Below are 22866 nucleotides of genomic sequence, written 5' to 3'. Positions count from 1 at the left end.
GTCAGCCCGCCACCTTCACGGTCGTGGTGGCGCCCCACAGGGCCAGCGACAGAAAGAAGTCGGTGACGCTGATCAGCACGATGGCGTTGCGCACCGACCGGCCGACGGCGACGCCGACCCCGGCGGGGCCGCCGGAGGCGCGATAGCCGTAGTAGCAGTGGGCGACGATCACCATCACGCTGAAGATGAGCACCTTCAGGACGGAGAGCAGCACGTCCGTGGGCGACAGAAACAGATTGAAGTAGTGGTCGTACGTTCCCCGGGACTGGCCGTTGAAAAGGACCGTGACGTAGCGGGATGCCAGGTAGGAGGAGAGCAACCCGATCGCGTACAGCGGGATGATGGCGACGACACCCGCGATGATGCGGGTGGTCACCAGGTACGGCAGGGAGCGGATGCCCATGCCTTCGAGGGCGTCGACCTCCTCGTTGATGCGCATGGCGCCGAGCTGGGCGGTGAAGCCGGCGCCGACGGTCGCGGAGAGGGCGAGTCCGGCGACCAGCGGGGCGATCTCACGGGTGTTGAAGTACGCGGAGACGAACCCGGTGAAGGCGGCGGTGCCGATCTGGTCGAGGGCCGCGTATCCCTGGAGCCCCACGACGGTCCCCGTGAACAGGGTCATCGCGATCATCACGCCGATGGTGCCGCCGATGACCCCGAGGCCGCCGGTGCCGAAGGCGACCTCGGCGAGGAGGCGCTGCACTTCTTTGAGGTAGCGGCGCAGGGTGCGCGGGATCCAGAGCAAGGAGCGTACATAGAACAGGAGTTGGTCGCCCGATCGGTCGAGCCAGACGAACGGGGAGGACACGGGCCTCAGCCTCCCTTCGGCGGAACGAGTTGGAGGTAGACGCCCGTCATCACCATGTTCACGAAGAAGAGCAGCATGAAGGTGATGACGACGGACTGGTTGACGGCGTCGCCGACGCCCTTGGGGCCGCCGCGCGGGTTCAGGCCCCGGTAGGAGGCGACGACACCCGCGATGAACCCGAAGACGAGGGCCTTGAGTTCGCTGATGTAGAGGTCGGAGAGCTGGGCGAGGGCGGAGAAGCTGGAGAGGTAGGCGCCGGGGGTGCCGTCCTGGAGGAAGACGTTGAAGGCGTAGCCGCCGAGGATCCCGACCACGGAGACGAGGCCGTTGAGCAGGACCGCGACTCCCATGGCGGCGAGGACCCGGGGCACCACCAGGCGCTGCACGGGTGAGACTCCCATGACCTCCATCGCGTCGAGCTCCTCGCGGATGGTGCGCGAGCCGAGGTCGGCGCAGATGGCGGAGCCGGCGGCGCCCGCGATCAGGAGGGCGACGATCAGCGGGCTGGCCTGCTGTACGACGGCCAGCACGCTGGCGCCGCCCGTGAAGGACTGGGCGCCGAGCTGCTGGGTGAGCGAGCCGACCTGGAGGGCGATCACGGCGCCGAACGGAATCGACACGAGCGCCGCGGGCAGGATCGTGACACCGGCGATGAACCAGAACTGCTCCACGAACTCCCGGAACTGGAACGGCCGCCGAAAGATGGCACGGGCCACCTCGACAGCAAGCGCAAAGAGCCGCCCGGTCTGCCGCAGCCCTCCGGCAATCATGTGCTGCTCCGGCTGGTGGGTTTGGGGAGGGGGGTGGTGGGCGTGGTGGGTGGGGTGGTGGTGGTGGGGGTGGCAGGCGTGCCGGGAGCGCTGGGGGTAGCGGGAGTGCTGGGTGTGCCGTCCCCGGCGGGAGCGCCGGGGACGCCGGATGTGCCGGGGACACTGGGCGTCCCGGGGCCTCCGGATGGGCCAGGTACGCCGGGAACGCTGGGTGTGCCGGGACCGACGGGCGCACTGGGTGTGCCTGTGCCGCCGGGGCCGCCGGGTGTAGCGGGCGCGCCGGATGCGCCGGGGCCGCCGGGTTTACCGGGCGCGCCGGGTGCGCCGGGTGCGCCGGGTGCGCCGGGTGCAGCGTGGGTGGCGGGTGCAGCCTGGGTGGCGGGTGTGCCAGCGGCGGCGGACGTACCGTCGGCGGCAGGCAAGGCAGCGTACGTGCGTTCAATGGCGGTGCGGGCCGCGGGCGGTAGGCGGTCGAGCATGCCCAGGACCCGCTCCCGGCGGCGGGTGACCGCGCGGCGCGGCGGGAGCCCGGGGGACGGCTCCAGCTGCGGGATGATCTCCCGCGGCCCGCCGGCGCCCGCGCCACGGGACCCCGCCGCCTCGGCGGCGAGCGTCGCGGCGTCCTTCTCCTCCGACATCCCGATCGGCCCCTCGCGGCGGCCGGACAGGAACTGCGCCACGACCGGTTCCTCACTGGTGAGGAGCACCTCGCGCGGACCGAAGGTGACCAGCTCACGCCGGAAGAGCATGCCCATGTTGTCGGGCACCGTCGCCGCGATGTCGAGGTTGTGGGTGACGATCAGCATCGTCGCGTCGATCTGCGCGTTCAGGTCGATCAGCAGCTGGGAGAGGTAGGCGGTGCGGACGGGGTCGAGCCCGGAGTCGGGTTCGTCGCACAGGATGATCTGCGGGTCGAGCACCAGCGCGCGGGCGAGCCCTGCCCGCTTGCGCATGCCCCCGCTGATCTCCCCCGGCAGTTTCCCCTCGGCGCCCAGCAGCCCGACGACATCGATCCGCTCCATGACGATGCGGCGGATCTCCGACTCCTTCTTCCTGGTGTGCTCGCGCAGCGGAAAGGCGATGTTGTCGAAAAGGGACATGGAGCCGAAAAGGGCGCCGTCCTGGAACATGAGCCCAAATTTCTTGCGGGTCTCATAGATATGCCGTTCGGGACTGTTCACCATGTCGACGCCGTCGATGAGGACACGGCCACGCTCCGGCTTCAGCAGTCCGATGAGCGACTTGAGGAATACGGTCTTTCCGGTACCGGAAGGACCGAGCATGACGCTGACCTCTCCGGCGGGCAGAGTGAGGCTCACGTCCTGCCAGATCTTCTGCGTGCCGAAGGATTTGGTGAGGCCCTCGACCACCACTTCGATTCCCATATCACCTCCAAAGCGGGTGAGGGCAGGCAGTGCGGTCTGTATGCGGAGTGTGGGTGCGGCTGCCGTGCGGGGTGGGGCCCACCTGGGGGTCAGCGCTGTGTCCGGCACGCTACGGCTGAGTAACCTGGGCGGGCAAGAGAGGGATCGGTTTTTCCCTAAGTTTTGAGTCCGGCTCGCACTTCTTTGTCAGCCGGCGACAAACTTCCGCGTTCCACTTGTCATCGGGTGAGCAATCCGGGCCCCGGCGGGGCCCGTTTAGCAGCGGATGACTAAGCGGGACGCCGGACTACTCACCTGGGAAACAGGCATTTCCACTTCTCGAAAGAATCATGGTCTGCGCCATTGTTCGGCTAAGTTTCCCGCGAGTAGCGTCGTGGCTTGCGGTCGAGGATCTCCGGGCCGCGGACCGCTCGTTCTTCCGCTCCACGAGGACGACGCGGCCCCCTCTGCCGGTCAATCCACAAGGGAGTCCCACGTCATGAAGAAATCTCTGACAAGAATCGCCGTCGTGGCGGGCGCGGGCGCCGCCGCCTTCGTCGTGGCCGTCGCCCCCGCCTCGGCCGTCCCCTCCACGGTCTGGACCGTCACCCCGTCCCCGGCCAACTTCACGGCGGTCAACAGCGGCAACATCGTGCTGACCGCCAACATCCCGATGACCTGTACGACGTCCAGCGCCTCCGGCACGATGGCCAGCGCCACCGGCAACCCGGCGACAGTGGCCACCATCAACGCCATCAACTTCGGCACCAGCGCCTCGCCCTGCACCAGCGTCCTGGGCAACGTCACGACCATCGCGACCACTCCCTGGACCGTCGTCGCCCAGGACTACAACGCCTCGACCGGCGTGACCTCCGGCCACATCGGCAACGTCAAGGCGAAGGTGACCGCCGGCGCCTGCGTGTTCACCGTGCAGGGCAAGGCCACCGGCACGTACACCAACTCCACCGGCACCCTCGCGGTCACCAGCGTCAGCGGCGACTTGGCCGTCACCTCGGCCTCCGGCTGCGGCACCGTGGTCACCACCTCCACCAAGCCCACCTTCAAGGGCAAGTACACGGTCAAGGTCACGGGCACGAACACCATCCCGACGATCGTCGGCTCCAACCCGTAATCGGGACCCAACCCGTAATCGGATCCAACCCGTGAGCAGAGCACGGCTCGCCGCCGCCCGGCCGGCCCCCCGGCCGGGCGTGCGGGCCCCCGCACACGGCGGCCGCCGTCGGCCGTCCGGCCCGAGGAACCACTCGCGCAGAGCGACGAACGACCCGAGCGGAACGGCCGATGACCCGAGCGGAGCGACTGATGACAGCCCCCCGTACCACCACCGCCCCACGGGTGGCCCGCGGCCGCGCCCGGACCGCGGCGATCGCCGTGTTCGCCGTGCTGGTCGCCACGGTGCCCGCGGCCTCCGGGGCAGCAGGGGCGTCCGGCAAACAGCAGGTCGACGCCGCACTGCCCTACGTATGCCTGTTCCCCTCCGGGAAGCACTCCGCGACGGTACGGATCTCGGCGGCCTTCCCCGAGCGGGTGGCGGCCGGCGAGCCCATCGAACCCGCGGACGTGACCACGACGGTCGAGCTGCCCGAGCCGGCGGTGGCGGACCTCGTGAAGCTGGACGCGGCCGGCGTCCGGGCCGCGACCCGGCTCGACGTGGACGTCGCTCAGGGCAAGGCCACCGCCGAAGCGACCTGGCGCGGCAGTACCGAGCCCACGGCCCTGCCCTCGGCCGGACCGCTGACGCTGACCGCGACGGGCGACGTCCCCTCGGTGACCGGGCGGAGCGCGGGCGAACTGACCATGACGGCCGGGGGCTTCGCCCTGGATCTGGCTCTGACCACCGCGGACGGCGGAGCCACCGACCCCGCCTCGGTGACCGTCGACTGCACTCTCGCCGAGGACGCCCCGGACGGAGGCCGACTGGTCGGCGTCCGCGTCGGCACGGACGAGGAAGACGGCACGGACACTCCGAGCGGATCGCCCTCCGGCACACCGTCCGCCTCCGGCTCACCCGACCCGACGGGCAAGGACCCGGCGGGCCGGCAGGACGGGCGCACCCCGGAGATCGCCGAGCCGGGCCCGGGCCCGGGCGGTGGTGGCGGTGGCAGTGGAGGCCGTGCCGAACAGACCGCGCCGACCTGCAAGTACGACGACAAGTACCCGGCCGGGCCGATGTCGCTGAACGCCTACATCACCGGCTACTCCAACGTGAACAAGCTCGACGGGGCCGCGCTGATCCCGCCGCTCTGCACCCTCATCACCCAGGGCGAGCCCCAGTTCGTGTTCTTCCCCGACTACAGCGGCGCCACCATCACCCAGCACTCCACCGCCGACCTCTACCACCGGCAGCGCAAGCAGACCCCGCCCTTCGAAGCGACCTTCCTGACCTTCGACTTCACCCCGACGACGGCCACGATGGTGCTGGAGCAGACGGGTCCGATGACCATCGACTCGCACGGCACCACCGACTTCGTGTTCACCAGCACGGACACCCACGTCCGGGCACCGCTCGTGCTCCGGGTGACGTCGCTGAAGGTCAACGGCACACCCCTGGACGTAGGAACCAAGTGCCGGACCAAGACGTCCCTCGTGTCCCCGGAGCCGGACCCGGCGAAGCACCCCGGCGACCACGTGGTCCTGCACGGCCGGGGCGAACAGACCACCGGCCTGCCCGCCACCGGCTATCTGCTGCTGTCCGGCGGCCCGTTGACCGGCAAGGTCACCATCCCCGCCTTCACGGGCTGCGGCACCGCGGGCGGCGAGGACCTCGACCGCCTGCTCACCGCCTCGGTGTCCGGCCCCGACAACCACGTCAAACAGATCCAGGGACAGACCTGCTTCGTCTCGGCCGATGAGCTCAACCCCGCCGAGTGCACCGAGGACGCCCAGCCCCGCAAGATCCCCGTAGCCGAACGATGACCCTCTCCCTCCCCCACACGCCCCCAGCCCCTCTCCCCCTCCCCTCCCCTCCTGATCCGGAAGGCCACATGATGCGGTTCTCCCTCGGCGCCAGAGTCGCCGCCACCGCCACCGCCCTCGGCACCGCGTTCGGCGTCTTCGCCTCCATGGGCACCGCCACGGCGGCCACCGCCGCCGTGCCGAACGGCGAGTGGGCGCCCTTCACCCGCTGCCCCGTCGACGCCCCGGCGATGCTGGCCGCCGACGGCCTGGCCAAGACCCCGCAGTGCGTGGTCTCCACCTCGCCGAACGGCTCCATCAAGCTGGGCAAGACCACCGTGCCCACGGGCCGCACGAACCTCCAGATCGGGGTCGTCCAGAACTCCGACGGGACCAGCTCCGTGGTGGCGCCGCCCGGCGGTGCCCTGATCGCCGACTCCGCGACCGTCCCCGGCGGACTGCTGGGGCTGATGTGCCCGAGCGACATCCCCGCGATCACGGAGATCTGCAAGCAGCTCAGTGACAGCTCCCTCAACAAGATCACGGCGACGGTGGAGTCCGTCGGGGCCCCCTACGACTTCGACCAGACCGCCGGCATCCTCACCGACAAGCCGATCGTCGCCATACCGGTCCGCATCCACCTGGAGAACCCGTTCCTCGGCAAGAAGTGCTACATCGGCACCGCCGCCAAACCCATCGTCCTGCGCCCGAAGAACCTGCAGTTCCCCGAGTTCGGCATGTCGTTCTTCCACGGTGACGGCACGGCCGCCGACGACGGCGAGATGAGCCGCGTCAACCTCACCGGGGCGACACAGAACGACAGCACCTTCGCCGTGCCCGGCGCCAGCGGCTGCGGTCTCGGCCTGCTCGGTCTGATCGACGCGGCGGTCAACGCCAAGACGGGGCTGCCCTCCGCGGCCGGGAAGAACGACCTGACGCTCAACAGCACCCGGACCCACCTCGCCGGTCTGAACGCCCCGGGCACCTTCGCCCCCGACGCGGGCAAGCGCCTCGCACAGAACTGGCACTCCGCCGTCGACTGACGGGAGCGGCCCTCATCCGTCGACTAATGGCCGCGCGGCGGCGATTCTCAGCCGTCCCGGCAGCCATCCCCCGCCTCACCACACGTAAATGTGCACAGACTGTGTACGTCCCACCGAACTTGATTTAACTTCAACAGCCCGAACGCGCATCACCTCAAGTCCGGCCGTGTGCCTCTCCTGTGAAGATCCGAAGCACACGGCCGGCGCACCGTGGGCACCGAAGAGCTAGGGACGGCACTCATGCCTTCAACCACGCGACCGCCGGAAGTCGGTGAACCGCTGGAACCCCTCCCCAAGGAGTTCGCCGCCTTCATGAGGCCGGAGTTACCCGGCCTCATGAAGGAGATCGGCGCCGAGGTCACCCGGGCCTATCCCGTGTACGGGCGGCTGCTCAACGGCCCCAATGCCGAACCCATCCGCCAGGGCCTCGAACAGGCCCTGCACGCCTTCGTCGACCGCGTCGCCGACCCCGGCAAGAACGTCGTGCTCCGTGACGAACTGCTGCGCAAGTTCGGCCGCGTGGAAGCCTACGAGGGCCGCGAACTGGACACCCTCCAGGGGGCGTACCGGCTCGGCGCCCGCATCGCGCTGCGCCGCGCCAAGGCCGTCGGTCAGCAGTACCGGCTCTCGCCCGCGCTGATCCTCGCCTTCGCCGACGCCCTGTTCGCCTATGTCGACGAACTGGAGCAGATCTCCCGCGAGGGGTACGCCGAGGTGCAGTCGCGGGCCTTCTCGGAGGTTCCGGCGCGGCGCAGACGACTGCTCCACCTCATCCTCGCCGCCCCTCCGCTGCCCCAGTCCCTCCCCGGGCTCTGCGAGGCCGCCGCCTGGGACCCGCCCGCCGACGTCACCATGGTCGCCCTGCGCCCGCCGGTCCCCGAGCACCTGGAGGCGGGGCTGGCCGACGACGTCCTCTTCGACCTGGACATCCCGCAGCCGCACCTCCTGATTCCCGGCCCCCTCACCTCGGAGCGCCTCGCGATGCTCGACGCGGCGCTGGAGGGGGCGCACGCCGTGGTGGGGCTGACCGTGCCGCTGGCCCAGGCGGCCGACTCCATCCGCTGGGCACGCCGTGTGCTCCAGCTGATCGACGACGGCGTGGTGGCCGACACGCCCATGGTCCGCTGCGAGGACCACCTGGTGACGCTGTGGCTGTTGTCGGACGCGGCGCTCGTGACCCATCTCGCGGCCCGGGAGCTGAACCCGATCGACCGCCTGCCGGCCAACCGCCGCGACCGGCTCGTCGAAACGCTGCGCGTGCACGTCTCCACGCGGGCGCCGGCGGAGCAGGTCGGTGAAATGCTGGGCGTGCATGCCCAGACCGTCCGCTACCGCCTGCGCAACCTCGATGTCCTCCTGGGCGATCGCCTGGCCGACCCCGACCACCGCTTCGCCATGGAGGCCTCACTGCGGGCCCTGCACCTGCTGGCCCGCGGCACGGGGACGTAACCCTCACTCAGCCTCAGCGAGCTCGGTCACCGTGCGCACTCAGGGGTGCACACTCAAGGGTGCGCACTCGAAGGTGCGCAGGAGATCCGCGGCGACGCTCACGGCGATCGTCGCGGGTTCCTTGCCGGTGATGTCCGCCAGCCCTATCGGGGTCTTGATCCTGTCGATGGTGGCGTCGTCGTGGCCGCCCTCGGTGGAGAGGCGTTTGCGGAAGCGCGCCCACTTGGCCGCCGAGCCGATCAGGCCGATGGAGCCGAGGTGGGTGGTGCGCAGGGCCGCGTCGCACAGAGCCGCGTCCTCTGCGTGGTCATGGGTCATGATCAGGACGTGGGTGCCGTGCGGCAGGGTTTCAAGGACCTCCTCGGGCAGCAGCGGCGTGTGGTGTACGTGTATCTGCGCCACCGCGTCCGCCAGGGCGTCGAGCCGCTTCGGCGCGAGCATGTCCGCGCGGCTGTCGACCAGGTGGAGGTCGAGGTCCTGGCGGGCCAGGATGCGCGCGAGTTCGAGGCCGACGTGCCCCATGCCGAAGACGGCCACCGCCCGTACCACCGGCAGGGGTTCGAGCAGGACGGATACCGTGCCGCCGCAGCACTGCACGCCGTGCCGGTTGGTCACCTTGTCGTTCAGGGCGAAGTCCATCAGCTCCGGCTCCGCCGTGGCCGCGGCGAGCATCTCCCGGGCCCGGTCGATCGCGACGGCCTCGACATTGCCGCCGCCGATCGAGCCCCAGGTCTCGCCGCGCGCCACGACGAGTTTCGCGCCCGCGCCGCGCGGGGCGTGGCCGCGCACGGTCGCGACGGTGACCAGCACGCCGGGCTCCCGGCGTGCCCGCAACCGCGCGACCGCGGCGATCCACGTCATGTCAGGCACCGTTCAGCGCTGCGGCTTCGGCCGCCCGGTCCCGGCCGTCGGCGGTCCCGGCGCCGACCGGGACCTCGGATGCGTGACCGTTCGAGGTGGCAGCCGCCGCGCCGCGCGCCGCCTCGATCGCCCAGAACACGGCCTCCGGTGTCGCGGGCGAGGCCAGTTCGACGCTGACTCCGTCCGGCCCGAACGCGGCGGCGGCCTGGCGCAGCGCCTCGCGCACCGAGAACGCCAGCATCAGCGGCGGCTCGCCCACCGCCTTGGAGCCGTAGACCGCGCCCTCCTCGGTGGCGTGTTCGAGGAGCGTCACGTTGAACTCCTCGGGCATCTCCGAGAAGCTCGGCAGCTTGTAGGTGCTCGCCGCCTGGGTCAGGAGCCGGCCGCGGTGCGGGCCGTCACCGGTGTCCCAGCGCAGGTCCTCCAGCGTCAGCCAGCCCGCGCCCTGCACGAAGCCGCCCTCCACCTGACCGATGTCGATCATCGGCGAGAGGCTGTCGCCGACGTCGTGCACGATGTCCACGCGCCGGATGCGGTAGGCGCCGGTGAAGCCGTCGACCTCCACCTCGGTGGCGGCGGCCCCGTGGGCGAAGTACTTGAACGGCGAGCCACGGAACGTCTTCGCGTCCCAGTGCAGGCCCTCGGTCCGGTAGAAGCCCGCCGCCGACAGCTGGACCCGCTGGAAGTAGGCGGTGCGCACCAGGTCGTCCCAGGCCACCTCCTTGTCGCTGCCCAGGGCTCGTGCGACGCCCTCGACGATGCGTACGTCCGAGGCGTTCGTGCCCAGCTGGGTGGCGGCCACCTGCAACAGCCGCTCGCGCAGCTGCTCACAGGCGTTCTTGATCGCTCCGCCGTTGAGGTCGGTGCCCGCGCTCGCGGCGGTGGCGGAGGTGTTGGGCACCTTGTCGGTGCGGGTCGGGGCGAGGCGCACCTTGTGCAGCGGGATGCCCAGGGTGGTCGCGGCCACCTGCATCATCTTGGTGTGCAGGCCCTGGCCCATCTCGGTGCCGCCGTGGTTGATCAGGACCGAGCCGTCCTTGTAGATCAGCACCAGGGCGCCGCCCTGGTTGAAGGCGGTGAGGTTGAACGAGATGCCGAACTTGATGCCGGTGACGGCCAGCGCCCGCTTGGTGTGCGGGTGCGCGGTGTTGAACGCGTCGATCTCGCGTCGGCGGTCGGCGACACCGGCGCTGTCCTGCACCTGCCGCCAGACCGCGGAGATCCGCTCGGCCTGCGTGACGGGCTGTCCGTACGGCGTCGTCTGGCCCTGGCCAGGCCGGTAGAAGTTGCGTTCCCGCAGCACCATGGGGTCAAGCCCGAGCTTCGGCGCGCAGCGGCCCAGGATGTCCTCGATCACGAGCATGCCCTGGGGGCCGCCGAAGCCGCGGAAGGCGGTGTTGGAGACGGTGTTGGTCCTGGCGATGCGTCCCGCGACGCGCGCGTTGGGGATCCAGTAGGTGTTGTCGATGTGGCACAGCGCGCGGGCGAGGACGGGCTCTGACAGGTCGAGGCTCCAGCCGCCGTCGGCGACGAGGGTGGCGTCCAGCGCCTGGATACGTCCCTCCGCGTCGAAGCCGACCTTCCACGTGGCGTGGAATCCGTGCCGTTTCCCGGACATGGTCAGGTCCTGGGTCCGGTTGAGCCGGAAGCGGACCGGACGGCCGGTGAGCTTGGCGCCGAGCGCCGCGACGGCGGCGAACCCGTGCGGCTGCATCTCCTTGCCGCCGAAGCCACCGCCCATCCGCAGGCACTGCACGGTCACTTCGTGCGCGGGCACGCCGAGCACGTGCGAGACGATCTCCTGCGTCTCGGACGGGTGCTGGGTGCTGCTCTGGATGAACACCTGACCGTTCTCGTCGATCTGGGCCAGCGCCGCGTGCGTCTCCAGGTAGAAGTGCTCCTGTCCGGCGAACTGGAACTCTCCGCTGAGTACGTGCGCGGAGTCGGCGAAGCCCGCGTCGATGTCGCCGGTCTCCATCAGGGGCCGGGCCCCGTGATAGCTGCCGGCCTCGATCGCCTCCTGGAGCGTGACCAGGGAGGGCAGTTCCTCCAGGTCCACCTCGACGGCCGCCGCGCCGAGCCGGGCCGCTTCCAGGGTCTCGCCGAGCACCCAGGCGACCGCGTGGCCGTGGAACATGACTTCGTCGGGGAAGAGCGGCTCGTCGTGCTTCATGCCCGCGTCGTTGACGCCGGGCACGTCGGCACCGGTCAGCACGCGGACCACGCCGGGTACGGCGAGCGCGGGCGCGGTGCGCAGCGCGGTGATCCTGCCGCGGGCCTTCATGACCTGGACGGGGTAGGCGTGCAGTACGTCCTTGGTGCGCTGAACCAGGTCGTCGGTGTAGAGCGCGGCGCCGGTGACGTGCTGGACGGCGCTCTCGTGCGGCATCGAGATCCCGACGACGGGCTTCTCGGGACGCTGGGACAGTTGACTCATGACGACACCGCCTCGGTGGTCTGTGCGTGCAGCTTGAGCAGGCTCTGGCCGAGCATCGCGGAACGGTAGAGGGCGCTGGCGCGGTGATCGCTCATCGGCGTGCCCTCGCCGCGCAGCACCCGGGCCGCGGCCTCCACGGTCCGCGCCGACCACGGCTTGCCCTCCAGGGCGGCCTCGGTGGCCAGGGAGCGGATCGGCGTGGCGGCCACGCCGCCCAGACCGATACGTGCCTTGCGTACGACCCCATCCTCCATGTCCAGCGCGAAGGCGACCGCGACACTGGAGATGTCGTCGAAACGCCGCTTGGCGATCTTGTGGAAGGCCGTGACGGGTGCCAGCGGCAGCGGGACGCGCACCGCGCGGATCAGCTCCCCCGGACGGCGCACGCTCTGCCGGTAGCCGGTGAAGTAGTCCGCCAGCGGGACCACGCGCTCGCCGTCGGCGTCGGCGAGCACCAACGACGCGTCGAGCGCGAGCAGGACCGGCGCGCTGTCACCGATGGGCGAGCCGGTACCCAAATTTCCGCCGAGGGTCGCGCCGTTGCGGATGAGCCGGGAGGCGAACTGCGGGAAGAGGTCGGCGAGCAGCGGGACGTCGCCATCCAGGCGGCGCTCGATCTCCGTGAGCGTCAGGGCCGCGCCGATCTCGATGTGGCCGGACTCGACGCGCAGCTCCCGCAGTTCGGGCAGCCGGTCGACGGCGATGACGCAATCAGCGCGCCGGGAGCGGATGTTGACCTCGACACCCCAGTCGGTGGAGCCGGCGACCACGACGGCGTCGGGCCGCTCACGCAACACCCTCAGGGTCTCGGCAAGAGTGTTCTTACGCAGGAACACCGCGTCGCCGAGGGCGTATTCAGTGGCGACCGGCGCGGGCGGAGGCAGCTCGCGGCGCCGGGCCAGCGGGTCGTCACCGGTGGGCGCGCCGACGGCGAACGCGGCGTCACGGATGGGGCGGTAGCCGGTGCAACGGCACAGATTTCCGCTGAGGGCGTGCAGGTCGAAGCCGTTCGGCCCGTGCTCGGCGTCGGCGTGCGGGGCCACCTCCGTAGCAGTGTCGGTGGCGGTGGCGTGCTCGCAACGCCCAGGGCGGTAGTACTCCGCAGCCATGCTGCAGACGAATCCCGGCGTGCAGTAGCCGCACTGGGAGCCGCCGCGGACCGCCATCTCCTCCTGTACGGGGTGCAGGGAGGGCGCGGCGCCGGGCGCACCGGCCGCCGTCGCGAGTCCTTCGGAGGTGATGATCTCCTGGCCGTCGAGCGCCGCGGCCGGCACCAGGCAGGCGTTGACCGCCACCCAGTCGGTGGGCTTGTGCACTCCGGGACGGGCCACCATGACGGAACAGGCACCGCACTCGCCCTCCGCGCAGCCCTCCTTGGTCCCGGTGAGGCCGCGCTCGCGGAGGAAGTCCAACGCCGTGGTGTGGGGCGCGCACGGTGAGATCGGTGTCTCTGTCCCGTTCACCGTCATCCGCGCCCCGGTCGTACCCGGCATCGGTGCAGGTGTCTCAGGTGTCCGTTCCGGCGCGTGATCGGTCACATTCATGTTCGCCAATTTCAGGCAGCTTTCTGTGTTCAGACACGCCTCACCGGAACGGCGGGCGCAGCAGGGCACGGGACAGCGACGTGCCGGAAGGGGGTGAAGGGAAACCCGGAGAGTGCCGCGGAGGGGCACATCAGGACGGCGTACTCAGCAGCCGTGCGCGATCCGGCCCGGAACCCAGGCGGTGCACTGGGCGAGACGACCGAGGTCAGAGCTGGTGTACATCTGCTGGTCGCCTCCTTCCGAAACCACGGATCAGTGGCTTCGGAACGTAGTGGCTGCGTCGCCGCAGGTCAAGGGCCGACCGCGAAACCATGAGGAAACCGAGCGTGGCGCGGTCCCCCGCGCCACGGCATTGGACCTGAAACCGGCTACCCGGGTCATGCCCCCGGCAGGAAGAGGCAGAACAGATGACCGTGCGGATCCCGCAGCACCCGTACGTCCTTCTGCGGCTGGTGCTCCTCCAGCGTCGCGCCCAGAGCGAGGGCCCGCTCCGTCTCCGCCTCCAGATCGTCGACTTGGAGGTCCAAGTGGGCCTGCATCTGCTGTGTGCCCGGGCGTTGCGGCCAGACCGGGGACGTGTGGTCGGTCTCCAACTGGAAGCTGAGGCCGGGCCGTTCGCGCTCCGGATCGCGCAGGCGGACCCATTCCGGCTGGCGATCCACTTCGCCCCAGCCCAGCAGGGCCCGGTAGAAGTCGGCAAGGGCGGGCGGATCCGGAGTACCGAGAACAAAGGCACCAAGTGTCGTCGTCATGCTCCCACCTTGCCCGCGGCCGACCGGCGACACTCCGGCGATTGCGGTGTGGTGGTCAGCGGTACGCGGCGAGGAAGACGCGGGCGCCGGCGGCGGCGTAGTGGTCGAGGTCGGCGTCGGTGTGCCGGGGCCGGCCGGTGAACATGGCCTGGTTCACCGGGATCCACAACAGCAGGCCGGAGAAGTGGTTCGCGGCCAGGAGCGGGTCGTCGATGCGGAGCAGCCCCTGGTCGGCCAGGCGCTGGAAGGTGGCTGCCAGCGTGGCGAGTCCTCGTTCGAAACCCCGCTCGTACCACTCGGTTCCCAGCTCGGGGAAGGCATCGGCGTTGGCGATGATCAGGCGCCGCAGCTGGATCACTCGGGGGTCGGTGAGGGCGGTCAGGAACTGACGGGCGAGCCGGGTCAGGTTCTCTTCCAGGTTGGCGTCGTCGGTCGGAAGGTCCGCCAGCAGGTCGATCGTGGTGTCGAGTCGGTCGGTGGTGGCCAGAACGATCTCGGCGAACAGCTTTTCCTTGTCGGAGAAGTGCTTGTAGACGGTTTGCTTGGACACCGCGGCCAGCTTTGCGATGTCGTCCATGCTCGTCCCCGAGTACCCCTTGTCCAGGAAGACGCTGGTCGCAGCCTCCAGGATCGCCTCGTGCTTCCGCGCTGAACGGCTGTCCATCGTCGACTCCTTCTCCATCCGTCTCATTGCCCTCACAGGAGAGTACTGGACTGACCAGTACCCATGTGGGTACTGTACGGTCCAGTTCCGGGCGTGGGGGGTCCTACGCACCGCGTAGAGAGATGTGGAGTGGTTTCCCATGCACAAGGTGTTCTCCGCCGACGGCACGGCCATCGCGTACGAGCAGCAGGGCTCGGGCCCCGCGGTGGTGCTGGTGGGCGGTGCTTTCATGGCGCGCGGTGATTCCGCCGCCCTCGCCGCCCTGTTGGCCGAGCACTTCACCGTGGTCACCTATGACCGCCGGGGCCGCGGCGACAGCGGGGACAGCCCGGTCTACGACGTACAGCGCGAGGTCGAGGACCTGGACGCGCTGATCGAGCGGGTGGGCGGGGAGGCGATGGTCTTCGGTATGTCCTCCGGTGCCGTTCTGGCGCTGGAGGCCGTGGCCCGTGGCAGCGCCGTGACGCGTCTCGCCCTGTACGAGCCGCCGTTCGTCACCGACTCCAGCCGGCCTCCGCTGCCCGCCGACTATGTCGCTCATCTGGAGGAGCTCGTGCGGCAGGGGGCGTACGGCGATGCGGCCGCCTACTTCATGACCGCGGCCGTGGGCATGCCCGCCGAGGCCGTCGCGGGTATGAGGCAGGCCCCTTTCTGGGCCGGCATGGAAGCCGCCGCGCGCACCCTGCCCTACGACGGTCGGGTCATGGGCGACACCATGTCAGGGCGACCGCTGCCCGCCGACCGCTGGCAGTCCGTGCAGGTGCCTGTGTTCGTCGGCAGCGGCGACGCGGGCGCACCGCACATGCTCACCGGTGCCCGGGAACTCGCCGCACTGGCGGACAACTTCGCCCTCCACGTCTTCCCCGGCGAAGAGCACTCCATCGCCCCGGAAGTTCTCGCCCCCGCCCTGACCGGCTTCTTCACCGCCGTCAGTGAACGGAGTTGACCTGCTGGTCGATGCGGAGGGTCAGGCGCAGGGCGTCCAGGGCACTGGCCGGGGTGATCCGGTTGTCCGCCTCGCCGCGCAGGACTGCCAGGACGTGTTCGATCATCGCGGTGTACTGGTCGGCCGGGGGCAGTTCCACCTCGCGGGCGCCTTCGCCGGTGTAGGCGGTCAGGCTGGTGGTGGGTTTGCCGTCGTATCCCATGGTGGAGACCGACTCGAGGACGCCGTCGGTGAAGGCGGCGGTGTAGCCGCCGCGGCCGCCCCACGGCATCGGCCGCAGTGAGGAGACCGAGCTGCGGGCTATCGCCCCGTCGAAGGCCATGACCGCCTCGACCGCGCCGGCGTCCGCGTTCCGTTCGACCGAGGTGACGTGGACCTGGCCGGGCATGCCGAGGGTGCGGGTGATCAGGTCGAGGTCGCTGTGCATGGCCTCCATCGGCAGCACCTTCGCTCCCAGACTCGCGCCGGGCCACAGCGGCGCCATCGCCGCCCAGCAGGTCAGTTCCTCCAGCCGCCCGTACGTACCGTTTCGTACGGCGTCCTCGAGAACCTGGTTGGCGGGGATGAACCGCTCGAACATGTCCACGAACACGTGCCGGTCGCTCCCCTCGGCGGCGGTCACGAGCCTGCGGCCCTCCTCCAGGGAACCGGCCATGGGCAGTTCGGTCAGCACGTGCTTGCCTGCCTCCAGGGCGCGCAGCGCCATCGGGGTGTGCAGCGCGATGGGCAGGCAGAGGTCGACCAGGTCGAAGGAGTCGTCGGCGAAGGCGGCATCCAGGTCGGTGGCGGCGGTGAAGCCGAACTGGCCGGCCACCTGGGCGGTCTTGTCCGCGTCGCGGCCGAACATCACCACGTCCACGTCGTCGCGGGCCGCGTACACCGCGGCGTGCGCCTGGCCGAAGTTGGTTCCCAGCAGTGCGATCTTCATGAGTCTTCCTTTCGAAGGCAAAGAGAGTGGGGTCAGGAGGGCTGGGCCTGGCTGATGCACAGCGGCTGGCCGGAGGGGTCCAGGAGGACCGTCCAGTGCTCGCCGCCGGGCTGGAACTCGGGCTTGTGCGCGCCGAGTTCCAGCAGCCGCTCTTCGGCGGCGGCCACATCGGGGAACGACAGGTCCATGTGGAAGGGCAGCTCCTGCTGGGGCCAGGCGGGTGCGGTGAAGGAGCTGGAGGTCCAGAAGACATACATCGCGTTGCCGACGGTGACGGGGAAGGCGACCTCGTTGCCTTGCTCGTCGGGGTAGGGAGCGCCGACCTCGCTGCCCAGCGCGGCGGCGTAGAACTCGGCGAGCCGACGCCCGTCGTCGGCCCAGATCGCGTACGAGATCACCGAACCGTTGAGGGCGTCGGTGGAGGATGTGGTGCTCATGGTGGGGGTTCCTTACTTCGGTGCTGCGGCTACGTGTGTGCGGGTTGACGGGCCGTGGTGCGAGCCTTTCCCGCCGCGATGCGGGTGGCCCGTGGGGCGGGCCGTAGGAGTGAGGCGGCAGGGCCGGTCTGTCAGCCGGACTGTCGGCCGGTCAGAACCGGCTCGGCTCCCTGCTCTTGCTCCGGGGTGGCCTTGTCGGTGGGCCGTGGTGGCGTCGTGCCGACCCTGCGAGGCAGGGCGAACAGGACGGCGAACGCGGCCAGGAAGGCGGCGGCCACGTACCACAGGGAGCCGGCGAAGGCGTGCGGCATCTGCTCCGCCTGTGCGGTGGGGCTGCCGGGTCCGAGCCGGTCGAAGAAGACGACCGAGGACAGAGCCACGCCGACGGCCTGGCCGAGCTGCATCGTGGTGTTGGTCAGGCCGGAGGCGGAGCCCGCGTGCTCGTGGGGCACCTCGGAGAGGATGACGTCGGTCAGCGGGGCGATGATCAATCCCATGCCCAGGCCCATCGGGATCAGCGGCATCATGGTCTGCCACAGGGCGATGTCGGTGCCGTAATGACCGGCCAGACCGATGAACAGCACCATGCCCGCGGCGGCCAGCAGTCCGCCGCCCTGCAGCACCCGACGGCCGAAGTGCGGCACCAGTACCTGCATCGACAGTCCGGCCCCGGCCATCATGGCCGCGGACAGCGGCATTCCCGACAGCCCGGCCTTCAGCGGCGAGAAGCCAAGACCCAGCTGGAGGTACAGCGTCCAGGCCAGGAAGAAGACGCCCGAGGCCAGACCGAACAGCAGCTGCACGCCCTGTCCGCCGGAGAAGCTGCGCCGGGAGAACAGCGACAGCACCACCAGCGGCGATCCGCCACGCCGCGCGAGACGTCGTTCCCAGGCCACGAACGCTGCCAGGACGGGCACGGAGGCGGCCATCGACCCGTACGTCCAGGCAGGCCAGCCCAGCTCACGTCCCTGCGTGAGCGGCAGGACCAGCGCCAGCAGACCGGCCGTGGCAAGGACCACGCCCACCAGGTCCGGACGGGCCGCCCGCTCGGCCTTCGACTCGCTGATCACCAGGGCTCCGGCGATCAGTCCTGCGACGCCCAGCGGCAGGTTGACCAGGAAGATCGGCCGCCAGCCGAGCCCGAACAGGTCACCCTCGACCAGCAGCGCACCGACCAGGGGCCCGGCGAGCGTGCCGAGGGCCATGACCGCGCCGTAGATCCCGAACACCTTGCCCCGCTCATGCTCGGGGAAGGTGACGTGGATGATCGACAGCACCTGCGGCACCATCAGCGCGGCCATGGCGCCCTGCGCGACACGCCCGGCCAGCAGGATCTCCGGATTCCCTGCGACACCGCACACCAGCGAGGTGAGCGTGAAGCCGACGACGCCCAGCAGGAAGATCTTCTTGCGGCCGAACAGATCACCCAGCCGGCCGCCGGTGATCAGCCCGAGCGCGAACGCCAGCGCGTACCCACCGGTGATCCACTGAAGCTGTGCCGTGGACGCGCCGGTCTCGGCCTGGATGTCGGGCAGAGCGATGTGCACCACGGTGACGTCGACCGCGTCCATGAAGGAGGCGACCAGCACGACGACCAGCGCGGCCCACCGGTGCGAGGACGCCTGGCTCGTCATGGTTCGGGAGGTTTTGTTCTCGGGCATGCACCCACGCTAAGAGGCCTTTAGGACACCTCACGTCCTCAGAGCGCGGCATCCTGGAAAACATGACGACCGACCTTCCCGCCCGGATGCTCCGCCTGCTGTCCCTGCTGCAGACGCGCCGCGAGTGGTCCGGCACCGAGCTCGCCGAGCGGCTCGGCGTCACCGGCCGCACCGTCCGCCGCGACATCGAGCGCCTGCGCGACCTCGGCTACCCCGTCGAGGGCACCACCGGCCATGCCGGCGGCTACCGTCTGGCCTCCGGCGCCGCCATGCCGCCCCTGATCCTCGACGACGACGAAGCCACCGCCACCGCCGTCGCCCTGCGCACCGCCGCCGGGCACCTCACCGGCATGGAGGAGACCACCCTGCGCGCCCTCGCCAAACTCGAACAGGTCCTCCCCGCCCGCCTCCGGACCCAGGTGGCCGCCCTGCAGCAGTCGACCGCCACCATCGAGTGGGAGCGCCGGGGACCGCGAACCGACCCGGCGACCCTGACCGCGCTGGCAGCGGCCTGCCGCGACCAGGAGACCGTCACCTTCGCCTACACCACCCGCACCGGCGACAGTGCGGACCGCCGCGCCGACCCGCACCACCTCGTCGCCTCCGGCGGCCTGTGGTACCTCCTCGCCCACGACCACGCCCGCGACGACTGGCGCATCTACCGCCTCGACCGCATCACCGACCTGACCCCGACCCGCCACCACTTCACCCCCCGGCTCGTGCCCGGCCACGACCCAGCCGCGTACGTGGCCGGAAAGATCGCTGCCGCACCCGTGCGCCACCGGGCTGTCGCCACGGTCCGGGAACCCGCCGACGCAGTCCGCCGCCGCACCTGGGCCCTCGCCACCCGCATCCAGCCGGCCGGCCCCGACGCCTGCACGGTGGACTGCTCCGGCGACCACCTCCCCGGCATCGCCCAGCTCCTCGCCGGCCTCGACGCCGACTACACCCTGGACGCCGACGACGCCGTCCGCAGACACCTGCGCACTGCCGCGCGCCGCGCCTTGGACGCCACCGGATGAGCCGCAGGCGACCCTGCACCAGCTGGTACGTCAGCTGCACTAGCTGGTATGTCAGCTGCACCAGCTGGTACGTCAGCTGCGCCCCCGGTCCGTCAGCCGCGCCGGTACCTGGCTGCCATCGTGTGGAACACCTTCTTCGGTTCCCAGCGCCTCTCGTCCAGCATCCGGACGACGCCGTAGGAGCCGAGGTCCTGCCGACCGGGCCTGCTGTAACCGGCGAAGGTGAACCAGAGCGCGGTGTCCACGCCTTCCTCCTCGAAGATGTCCAGCAGTTCGGTGAGGTAGCGCGCCTGCTCGTCCTCGTCCGGGACCGCGCCGTCGGGCACCTGCCAGGCCATGCCGCCCCGTTCTCCCGCGCCCCGGTAGGCACAGGTTCCGTACTCGGTCACCGCGACGGGCTTGCCGTGGGCGAGGTGCCCGCGCAGTTCCTCCCGGAAGCTGTCGGCGTTGTAGGCGGCCCGGTAGGCATCGATGCCCACAAGGTCGAACACACCCCAGTCGACGAACTCCCAGGGAGCCGAGGCATAGGTGACCTGCCCGCCGAAGTGCGTACGGACGGTCGCGGCGATCTGCGGGAGGAAGTCGTTGAGGCGTTCCTGCACCGGTCCGAGGGAGGACCACCACTCCATGTCCGCGGCCGCCATGGCCCGCAAACGGTCGCCGTAGGTGTCGCCCGGAATGAACCCGCCGCAGAACGCGCTGATCTCGCATCCGGCGACGAACACCACATCGGCGCCGGCCCCCCGTACGGCTTCGGCCCGAGCGGCGCAGTCGGCGAAGAACGGGAGCAACCGGTCGCGGGGCAGGTCCACGGGAAAGGGGGCGAACCAGACCTCAAGGCCCGCGTCCGCAGCGTGCTTTGCAGCGATGCTCAACCGTTCGGGCTCCCGTCCCGAGATACGGACGGCGTCACAGTGGAGATCCCGGGAGATCACCGCCATGTCGTGCCGGACCGTCTCAGGGGTGAAGCTCTTGCGGGAGAGTTCTTCCCCTGGAAGGAACCCTGTGTCGTAGTTGATGCCCCGTGCGCGCACACCCCTGTCCCTTCACTTGAGCACTTGAGGTCAAGGCGCTCTCCTCGCGCACACATTGTGCACGCTGTCCGCCGTTGTCATGATGGTCTGGCCTCCGACTGACCCGGGACGGTGCGATGACCGGGCACTCCGCCGTGGACGACCCACCCCTCCCCCTCGTACTGGCCCAGGCATACGACGCCGCGCTCCTCGACCTCGACGGTGTCGTCTACGTAGGGCCGCACGCGGTGGAACACGCCGCCCACTCGCTCGTCCGCGCCGAGGCGCTCGGCATGCGCCTGGTCTACGTCACGAACAACGCCTACAGAACGCCCCGCGCGGTGGGCGAACACCTCCGTCGGCTCGGCCTGCCGGCGGCTGAGGACGATGTGGTCACGTCGGCCCAGGCCGCCGCCCGCCTGGCCGCGGAGCTGCGCCCACCCGTCGCCCGGGTCCTGGCCATCGGGGGCGAGGGACTGCTCGCCGCGCTGCGGGCGCACGGCCTGGAGCCGGTCCGTTCGGCCGACGACGACCCCGACTGCGTCGTCCAGGGCTTCGCGCCGACCGTCAGCTGGCGCGAACTGGCCGAGGCGGCCTACGCCGTGGGACGCGGAGTGCCCTGGATCGTCACCAACGCCGACCCGAACGCGCCCACGCACCGCGGCACGGCACCGGGCAACGGCGCTCTCGCCGGCGTGGTGCGGGCCGCCACCGGCGCCGTCCCCGTGGTGGCGGGCAAACCGTCCGCCGCGCTGCTGCGGGAGGGCGCGGACCGGACGGGTGCCCGGCGCCCCCTCATGGTCGGCGATCGGCTGGACACCGACGTGGAGGGCGCGCGGGCAGCGGGGTTCGACAGCCTCGTGGTGCTCACCGGTGCCACCACTCCGCAGGAACTGCTCACCGCCCCGGAACACCGGCGCCCCACTCATGTGGCGGCGGATCTGCGCGGCCTGCTGGCTCCCGCACGCCGCGTCGAGGAGGACGCCGGAGGCTATCGGTGTGGTGGCTGGCGGTGTGGCGTGCGCGACCGCGAACTGGTGCTGACGGGGCGGGGAGATTCCACGGACGCCTTGTGGGCGGCGTGCTGGGCGGCATGGTCGGCGCCCGAACCCCCTTCGACGGCAACGGCCTTGGCGACGCTGGCCGAATGCGCCCGGGTGTGACCCCAGTTAAGCGCGGGATGTGACGTCAGTACGTCTGGGAGGGCACTCCAGTACGCCCGGTAGGGGACTCCAGTACGTCCGGGAGGGCACCCCAGTACGCAGGCCCGTCACGCGGCAGGCGAGCCGTCGCCGAGCGCCGCCTCCCGCCGCACATGGTCGGCGACCTGAGCATGCGTCGCGTACCAGACGTCCTCGCGCCCGCAGACGTGCTCCAGCAACTGCTCCAGTACGACAGCCCGCGACCGGTGGCCGATGACGTGCGGGTGCATGGTGATCTCGAACAGCCCGCCCTCGGCGTAGGCGGCGTCGAACTCGTCCTGCCACAGCTCCAGCACATGGCGCGGCATCGTGTACGGGCGTACGGCGCTGTAGCGGTCCATGTTGAAGTAGACGGCGTCGTCCCGGATCCACTCGGGTGGGATCTCCACCAGCCCCGTCGGCTTCCCGTAGGACACGATCTCGTACGGATCGTCGTCGGCCATCAGGGAGGAGTCGTACGACAGGCCGAGTTCGAGGGTGATGTCCAGCGTGTGCTCGCTGAAGTCCCAGGACGGCGTGCGGATACCCACGGGCCGCTGCCCGGTGAGCCGTTCGAGAACCTCCGCGCAGCGGAAGGCCAGCTCCCGCTCGTCCTGGCGGCCGAGTTCCATGTTGCGTTCGTGGATCCAGCCGTGGATGGCGACCTCGTGACCGCTTTCCACGTAGCCCCTGGCCTCCTCCGGGCGGAGGAGGGCGCTCACGGCCGGCATGAAGAACGTCGCGGGCAGGGCGTGCCGTTCGAGCAGTCGGAGAATGCGCGGCACGCCCACCCGGGCCCCGTACTCGCCCTGGGACAGCTTCCCCGGCATCACCTCTCCGTCCCGCAGCGGGATCGTCTCGTGGTCGGGGTCGAAGGAGAACGCCACGGCGGCTCTCGCGCCGTGCGGCCACCGGGCCGGTTTGAGGCTGCGCCCCGCGCGCACCCGCTCGACGTGCCGGCGCCATTCCTCCTCCCGCCACTGCCAGGGGGCCCGTGGTGCCTTCCCGGTGTCTGCGCCCGACTCGGTCATGGCCGTCCCTCGCTCCCTCCGCCGCCCGGACGGGTGAAC

Annotated in this window: 19 protein-coding genes and 1 pseudogene; 7 read left to right on the top strand and 13 right to left on the bottom strand. The window is 70.5% G+C overall.

Features of this window, described 5'->3' with window-relative positions; all coding sequences use genetic code 11:
* Position 1 precedes the first annotated feature (1 nt).
* The 3 genes and pseudogenes from ACZ56E_RS03175 to ACZ56E_RS03165 all read right to left on the bottom strand — a co-directional run.
* Positions 2–808 (bottom strand): MlaE family ABC transporter permease, encoded by an 807-nt coding sequence (locus tag ACZ56E_RS03175; protein WP_468606629.1) that lies wholly within the window; start codon positions 806–808, stop codon positions 2–4.
* A 5-nt stretch (positions 809–813) separates the two neighbouring features.
* Positions 814–1578, bottom strand: coding sequence for an MlaE family ABC transporter permease (locus ACZ56E_RS03170; RefSeq protein ID WP_471210389.1), 765 nt, complete (start codon positions 1576–1578; stop codon positions 814–816).
* Between the two features lie 404 nt (positions 1579–1982).
* Positions 1983–2963, bottom strand: a pseudogene (locus tag ACZ56E_RS03165) (ABC transporter ATP-binding protein); the annotation flags it as partial.
* Between the two features lie 478 nt (positions 2964–3441).
* Between ACZ56E_RS03165 and ACZ56E_RS03160 the strand changes: the two are divergent.
* The 4 genes from ACZ56E_RS03160 to ACZ56E_RS03145 all read left to right on the top strand — a co-directional run bounded on the left by ACZ56E_RS03160 (position 3442) and on the right by ACZ56E_RS03145 (position 8350).
* Entirely contained in the window at positions 3442–4074 is a 633-nt protein-coding gene (locus ACZ56E_RS03160) for a hypothetical protein (RefSeq protein ID WP_471210387.1), read from the top strand.
* 191 nt (positions 4075–4265) lie between these two features.
* Positions 4266–5879 carry a DUF6801 domain-containing protein gene (locus tag ACZ56E_RS03155; protein ID WP_471210384.1) on the top strand — a complete coding sequence of 538 codons (1614 nt, stop codon included), beginning with the start codon at positions 4266–4268 and terminating at the stop codon, positions 5877–5879.
* Positions 5880–5950: 71 nt separating this feature from the next.
* Entirely contained in the window at positions 5951–6901 is a 951-nt protein-coding gene (locus ACZ56E_RS03150; RefSeq protein ID WP_471211519.1) for a hypothetical protein, read from the top strand.
* Positions 6902–7141: 240 nt separating this feature from the next.
* Positions 7142–8350, top strand: a complete 1209-nt coding sequence (locus ACZ56E_RS03145) for a PucR-like N-terminal domain-containing protein (protein ID WP_468606639.1) — start codon at positions 7142–7144, stop codon at positions 8348–8350.
* 39 nt (positions 8351–8389) lie between these two features.
* Here ACZ56E_RS03145 and xdhC read toward each other — a convergent pair whose 3' ends face one another.
* The 5 genes from xdhC to ACZ56E_RS03120 all read right to left on the bottom strand — a co-directional run bounded on the left by xdhC (position 8390) and on the right by ACZ56E_RS03120 (position 14608).
* A complete protein-coding gene (xdhC, locus tag ACZ56E_RS03140) occupies positions 8390–9211 on the bottom strand; it encodes a xanthine dehydrogenase accessory protein XdhC (protein WP_471210380.1) in 822 nt (273 codons plus the stop codon).
* Between the two features lies 1 nt (position 9212).
* Positions 9213–11648, bottom strand: a complete 2436-nt coding sequence (xdhB, locus tag ACZ56E_RS03135) for a xanthine dehydrogenase molybdopterin binding subunit (protein WP_471210377.1) — start codon at positions 11646–11648, stop codon at positions 9213–9215.
* Positions 11645–13141 (bottom strand): xanthine dehydrogenase small subunit, encoded by a 1497-nt coding sequence (locus ACZ56E_RS03130; RefSeq protein WP_471210374.1) that lies wholly within the window; start codon positions 13139–13141, stop codon positions 11645–11647. The genes xdhB and ACZ56E_RS03130 overlap by 4 nt, the downstream gene beginning before the upstream one ends.
* A gap of 428 nt (positions 13142–13569) precedes the next feature.
* A complete protein-coding gene (locus ACZ56E_RS03125; RefSeq protein ID WP_471210372.1) occupies positions 13570–13944 on the bottom strand; it encodes a VOC family protein in 375 nt (124 codons plus the stop codon).
* A gap of 55 nt (positions 13945–13999) precedes the next feature.
* Complete coding sequence (locus tag ACZ56E_RS03120; protein WP_471210369.1) at positions 14000–14608, bottom strand: TetR/AcrR family transcriptional regulator; 609 nt, start codon at positions 14606–14608, stop codon at positions 14000–14002.
* A gap of 139 nt (positions 14609–14747) precedes the next feature.
* Here ACZ56E_RS03120 and ACZ56E_RS03115 point away from each other — a divergent pair, with 139 nt between their 5' ends.
* Positions 14748–15554: an alpha/beta fold hydrolase gene (locus ACZ56E_RS03115; protein ID WP_471210366.1), complete on the top strand. Its 807-nt coding sequence runs from the start codon at positions 14748–14750 to the stop codon at positions 15552–15554.
* Here the strand turns inward: ACZ56E_RS03115 and ACZ56E_RS03110 are convergent.
* The 3 genes from ACZ56E_RS03110 to ACZ56E_RS03100 all read right to left on the bottom strand — a co-directional run bounded on the left by ACZ56E_RS03110 (position 15538) and on the right by ACZ56E_RS03100 (position 18580).
* The gene (locus ACZ56E_RS03110) at positions 15538–16482 is read right to left on the bottom strand and encodes a Gfo/Idh/MocA family protein (protein ID WP_471210363.1); all 945 of its coding nucleotides are present in this window, start codon (positions 16480–16482) and stop codon (positions 15538–15540) included. The genes ACZ56E_RS03115 and ACZ56E_RS03110 overlap by 17 nt on opposite strands.
* 32 nt (positions 16483–16514) lie before the next feature.
* On the bottom strand, positions 16515–16919 hold the full coding sequence (locus tag ACZ56E_RS03105) for a VOC family protein (RefSeq protein WP_471210360.1): 405 nt from the start codon (positions 16917–16919) through the stop codon (positions 16515–16517).
* 131 nt (positions 16920–17050) lie between these two features.
* Positions 17051–18580: an MFS transporter gene (locus tag ACZ56E_RS03100; protein WP_471210358.1), complete on the bottom strand. Its 1530-nt coding sequence runs from the start codon at positions 18578–18580 to the stop codon at positions 17051–17053.
* A gap of 62 nt (positions 18581–18642) precedes the next feature.
* On the opposite strand from ACZ56E_RS03100, the gene ACZ56E_RS03095 reads away from it, so the two are divergent.
* On the top strand, positions 18643–19602 hold the full coding sequence (locus ACZ56E_RS03095; RefSeq protein WP_471210356.1) for a helix-turn-helix transcriptional regulator: 960 nt from the start codon (positions 18643–18645) through the stop codon (positions 19600–19602).
* A 92-nt stretch (positions 19603–19694) separates the two neighbouring features.
* Here the strand turns inward: ACZ56E_RS03095 and ACZ56E_RS03090 are convergent, their stop codons facing one another.
* On the bottom strand, positions 19695–20636 hold the full coding sequence (locus ACZ56E_RS03090; RefSeq protein WP_471210353.1) for a hypothetical protein: 942 nt from the start codon (positions 20634–20636) through the stop codon (positions 19695–19697).
* 116 nt (positions 20637–20752) lie between these two features.
* Between ACZ56E_RS03090 and ACZ56E_RS03085 the strand changes: the two genes are divergently transcribed.
* Positions 20753–21778 carry an HAD-IIA family hydrolase gene (locus tag ACZ56E_RS03085; RefSeq protein WP_471210351.1) on the top strand — a complete coding sequence of 342 codons (1026 nt, stop codon included), beginning with the start codon at positions 20753–20755 and terminating at the stop codon, positions 21776–21778.
* A 107-nt stretch (positions 21779–21885) separates the two neighbouring features.
* Here ACZ56E_RS03085 and ACZ56E_RS03080 read toward each other — a convergent pair whose 3' ends face one another.
* Positions 21886–22827 carry a polysaccharide deacetylase family protein gene (locus ACZ56E_RS03080; protein ID WP_471210348.1) on the bottom strand — a complete coding sequence of 314 codons (942 nt, stop codon included), beginning with the start codon at positions 22825–22827 and terminating at the stop codon, positions 21886–21888.
* Positions 22828–22866 lie beyond the last annotated feature (39 nt).

The sequence above is a fragment of the Streptomyces sp. NPDC039480 genome (assembly GCF_055597165.1).
The sequence above is the reverse complement of the archived record's forward strand: the minus strand, read 5'-3'. Positions and strand labels throughout refer to the sequence as shown.

Bases quoted from the DNA above. Each gene is read 5' to 3' on its own strand.
- ACZ56E_RS03110 (WP_471210363.1), bottom strand. From the start codon at position 16,482: ATGAAGATCGCACTGCTGGGAACCAACTTCGGCCAGGCGCACGCCGCG.
- ACZ56E_RS03105 (WP_471210360.1), bottom strand. From the start codon at position 16,919: ATGAGCACCACATCCTCCACCGACGCCCTCAACGGTTCGGTGATCTCG.
- ACZ56E_RS03125 (WP_471210372.1), bottom strand. From the start codon at position 13,944: ATGACGACGACACTTGGTGCCTTTGTTCTCGGTACTCCGGATCCGCCC.
- ACZ56E_RS03115 (WP_471210366.1), top strand. From the start codon at position 14,748: ATGCACAAGGTGTTCTCCGCCGACGGCACGGCCATCGCGTACGAGCAG.
- ACZ56E_RS03150 (WP_471211519.1), top strand. From the start codon at position 5,951: ATGCGGTTCTCCCTCGGCGCCAGAGTCGCCGCCACCGCCACCGCCCTC.
- ACZ56E_RS03160 (WP_471210387.1), top strand. From the start codon at position 3,442: ATGAAGAAATCTCTGACAAGAATCGCCGTCGTGGCGGGCGCGGGCGCC.
- ACZ56E_RS03080 (WP_471210348.1), bottom strand. From the start codon at position 22,827: ATGACCGAGTCGGGCGCAGACACCGGGAAGGCACCACGGGCCCCCTGG.
- ACZ56E_RS03170 (WP_471210389.1), bottom strand. From the start codon at position 1,578: ATGATTGCCGGAGGGCTGCGGCAGACCGGGCGGCTCTTTGCGCTTGCT.
- ACZ56E_RS03145 (WP_468606639.1), top strand. From the start codon at position 7,142: ATGCCTTCAACCACGCGACCGCCGGAAGTCGGTGAACCGCTGGAACCC.
- ACZ56E_RS03085 (WP_471210351.1), top strand. From the start codon at position 20,753: ATGACCGGGCACTCCGCCGTGGACGACCCACCCCTCCCCCTCGTACTG.
- ACZ56E_RS03120 (WP_471210369.1), bottom strand. From the start codon at position 14,608: ATGGACAGCCGTTCAGCGCGGAAGCACGAGGCGATCCTGGAGGCTGCG.
- xdhB (WP_471210377.1), bottom strand. From the start codon at position 11,648: ATGAGTCAACTGTCCCAGCGTCCCGAGAAGCCCGTCGTCGGGATCTCG.
- ACZ56E_RS03155 (WP_471210384.1), top strand. From the start codon at position 4,266: ATGACAGCCCCCCGTACCACCACCGCCCCACGGGTGGCCCGCGGCCGC.
- ACZ56E_RS03100 (WP_471210358.1), bottom strand. From the start codon at position 18,580: ATGCCCGAGAACAAAACCTCCCGAACCATGACGAGCCAGGCGTCCTCG.
- xdhC (WP_471210380.1), bottom strand. From the start codon at position 9,211: ATGACGTGGATCGCCGCGGTCGCGCGGTTGCGGGCACGCCGGGAGCCC.
- ACZ56E_RS03130 (WP_471210374.1), bottom strand. From the start codon at position 13,141: ATGCCGGGTACGACCGGGGCGCGGATGACGGTGAACGGGACAGAGACA.
- ACZ56E_RS03095 (WP_471210356.1), top strand. From the start codon at position 18,643: ATGACGACCGACCTTCCCGCCCGGATGCTCCGCCTGCTGTCCCTGCTG.